Genomic DNA, 3,789 nt, shown 5'->3' on the forward strand with positions numbered 1-3,789 from the left:
AGGTCACCGCACAGCCCGACGGCGGCGGGCGGGACGTCATCACCGACAAACCCCCACCCGCACCACCAAATCCGGCACTGAAGACGGTGCACTCCCCCACTGCGGCAAACGGCCGGCCCGTGGCCTCGGCCGCGGCCGGAAACATTCCCTACAAGGACCCCGCCGGCAAGGTGCGCCTGCCCGCCCCCCCCCCGATGCAGTGGGACCCCCCCATCCCCCCCCCCGCCGCACCCAGCAGCGGCACGGTCACCCAAGCCCGCTCACTGTTCGCCGCACCCGCCGCCCCGGCCACAACGTCGACCAACACCTCTACCCCCGACGCCCCCGGCGACAGCGCCCACGTCGCCCCCATCACCGTCAACGCGACCGCCACCGGTATCGATCTGACCCCTGATCAGAACGTGCTCGGCAAGGGCTCCGCCCCCTGGTTCATCGACCCGAGCATCAGCGCCGACAGCGGCACCCAGCACTGGGTCCAGGTCCAGGAGAACCACCCCGACACCAAGAACTACGACCTCCAGTCCCCCGTCGGAACCGGCTACTGCGGCTATACCGCCCCCGAGGACTGCACCGGATTCGGCCGCTACCGCGCCTACTTCACCATCGGCATCAGCCCGAGCATCTACACCCAGCCCGGCGGCGCACCCAGCCCGCCCACCGTCTACGACTCGAAGCTCCTCGCCAACGTCAGCGATGCCTCCAGCCCGTCCACCAACACCCCGTTCGGCCTGTACTGGACCGGCCCGATCGACGGCAACACCACCTGGAGCAACCAGCCCTGCGCCACCAACGCCACCATGGGCGGCTGCGCCAAGGTCGACACCTCGTCCTGGCTGACCGGCACCGGCCCGATCAGCTTCAATGTCACCTCCCAGATGCAGCAGGCCGCTTCACAGCACTGGGGCAACTGGACCGTGGGCATCGCCCCCGACGACGAGAGCAACAAGCTCTTCCGCCACCACCTCAGCATCAGCCCCGGCAGCGCCCCCCACATCCAGACCAACTACGACATCCAGCCCAGCGCCTGGGGCCCCTCCATCACCCCCCAACCCGGCTTCGCCTCCACTAACACGCACTTCCCGTGTAACAGCGGCGGCACCAACCCCTGGGACAACGTCGGCTGGATCGGCGCCAACCAGAACATCAAACTCTCCGTCAACTCCTGGTCCCCCGCCTGGATGAACCTGTACTCCGCTTTCCACGTCTTCTGGAACTCCAGCGCCAGCAGCGGCAGCTGGGGCCTCAACAGCGGCTGGGGTGGCTCCGTCAATACCGGCGACGGTGCCAATAGCGTGACCATCGGCCTGTCCAACCTGCAGGACGGCCAGGTCTACGGCTGGAACGCCGGCGCCTACGACTACGCTTCCCCCGACAGCGGCCTGAGCTCCCCCTGGACCGGCCTGTGCTACTTCGGCATCGACCGCACCCCACCCACTGTCTCCATCGGCTCCACCGACTTCCCGCCCTCAGGCACCCCCAACCCGCACCCCACCAAATTCGCCGGCCAGGCCGGAACCTTCGCCCTGCACGGCACCGACCCCGCCCCGGCCAGCGGCGCCGCCTCCGGAGTGGCCTGCTTCCGGATCAGCACCGACCCCAGCCCAGTAACTGGCTGGAAGTGCACTGACCCCGGCATCATCCCGGCCACTACCTCCTCGTTCCAGTTCACCCCGGGCAACTGGGGCACCAACATCGTCTACGCCCAGGCCCAGGACAACGCTGGCAACTACAGCCAGCCCACCGCCTACGCCTTCTACGCCCCCTGGAGCCCCTCCTCCAAGGCGGTATTCGGCGACGTCACCGGCGACGGAAAACCCGACATCGTCCTGCCAGACAATTCGGGCAACCTCAAGCTGATCAGCAGCGGCGCCGACCCGACCAACGCGGTCTCCGCCCGCGCCGGTCTGTCGCCCAACGGCACAAGCTGGAACGGCGTGCAGTTCACCCACCGCGGCTCGCTCTCGCAGAACATCAGTGTGGACGACCTGATCGCCCACACATCCAGCGGTGTCGACCTCTACCAGGTCCTCAACACCGGCAACGGCACCTACAACCTGCCGACCACGGTCGGCGCCATGCCCAGCAACTGCCTAGACACCAGCGGTAAGAACATGACCTGCCCGGCCGGGATCGGCGGGGACTGGTCGAAGGTGACCGCGATCGCCGCGATCGGGAAGCCCGAAGGCGAGAACAACACACCGACCTCGGTCTCGCGCACCTCGCTCATCGCCGTGGTCAACAGCAAGCTCTGGCTCTTCCACGGAGCAGCGGAGAGCAACAACCTGGGTGACTACTTCGACGGCACCGCGCGCCTGCTCTCCGGCTCCGACTGGACCAACTACGACCTGATCAACCCGGGCCCGGCCAACGGTGGCAACCAGCCCACCCTGTGGGCGCGCAACCGGGCCGACGGCACCATCCACGCCTACCGGATCACCGGCGGCACGACACCGAACTACACGGACTTCGCCGATCCGGTCGCGAACGGCATCGTGCTGACAGGCGTCAACCTGCCGACCGGCAGCTATCCGACGGTCGGCTCCTCCGGCGACCTTAACGGCGATGGTCTGGCCGACCTGTGGGCCACCACGCCCTCCGGCCAGCTGAAGCTGTGGAGCGGCGCCGGCACCGCCACCACCGGCGCGGTCATCGGCTTCATCTCCACCCCGGCTCCGAATCTGGTGAGCATGCCCGGCGTGCTGGGCCACTGGAAGCTCGACGACGACGCCAACAGCAGCAAGGCTGCCGACCTGGTCAACCAGGACCCGACCGACCCCAGCACCAATCTCGGCAGCCACCCCGGCACCGTCACCAACACGACCTTCGCCTCCGACAACCCCAGCGGTACCACCAACGGCACGACCAACGTCGCCGTCTTTAACGGCACCAGCAGCGAGATCGACACCGCTGGCACCACAGTCGACACCACCAAGTCGTTCACCATCGACGCTTGGATCAAGCCCACGAGCAACGGCGGAGTAGCTGTCAGCCAGGACGGCACGACTACCGCCGGCTTCATGCTCTGGCCGGACCGTGGTACCTGGCGGTTCGCCATGGCCAACGCCGACGCCACCGGATGGAACTACGACTGGACCGGCGCCGCCAACGCCAACGCCACGGTGCAGCCCAACATCTGGGCCCACCTGACCGCCCGTTACAACTCCAACTCCGGTCAGATGTCCCTCTACGTCAACGGTGCCCTGGCCAACAGCGGCTACCACAAGCCGACTTCCGCGATCAGCGGTAAGCTCACCATCGGCCGCTGGTGGAACAACAAGGCAGCTGCCAGCTACTTCAACGGCAGCATCAGCGACGTCACTGTGTACGACTCGACAGCACAGCCGGGCACTGCGACCGGCGCCATCAGCATCGGCGCCCCCACGCCCAAGTGCCTCGACCTCAACCAGGGCATCACCACCAACGGCAACTCCGTCCAGGTCTACGACTGCAACGGCAGCGCCGCGCAGAAGTGGACCTTCAACCCCGACGGGACCCTGACCGCCAACGGCGGCTGCCTCGACGCCAGCCGGAACGGCACCGCAAACGGCACTCTCACCGAGATCTGGACCTGCACCGGCAGCGCCAATCAGCAGTGGCTGCCGCAAGCCGACGGCAGCATCCTCAACCCTGTCTCGAACAGGTGCCTGGACGACCCGTCCTGGAACACCACCAACGGCACTCGCCCCCAGCTCTACGACTGCAACGCCACACCCGCCCAGAACTGGGCCTTCTCAGCCACCGCAAACTGATCAACCAACACTGACCACACCAACCTCCGGGGGCTTGCCG

At 67.4% G+C, this 3,789-nt stretch carries 1 protein-coding gene; it reads left to right on the forward strand.

Annotated elements, in window-relative coordinates:
- The first annotated feature begins 194 nt into the window (after window positions 1-194).
- Entirely contained in the window at window positions 195-3,749 is a 3,555-nt protein-coding gene (locus tag C7C46_RS04485; protein ID WP_146258983.1) for a ricin-type beta-trefoil lectin domain protein, read from the forward strand.
- Window positions 3,750-3,789: the final 40 nt, after the last annotated feature.

The organism is Streptomyces tateyamensis, from assembly GCF_003205575.1.
GTDB lineage: Bacteria > Actinomycetota > Actinomycetes > Streptomycetales > Streptomycetaceae > Kitasatospora > Kitasatospora tateyamensis.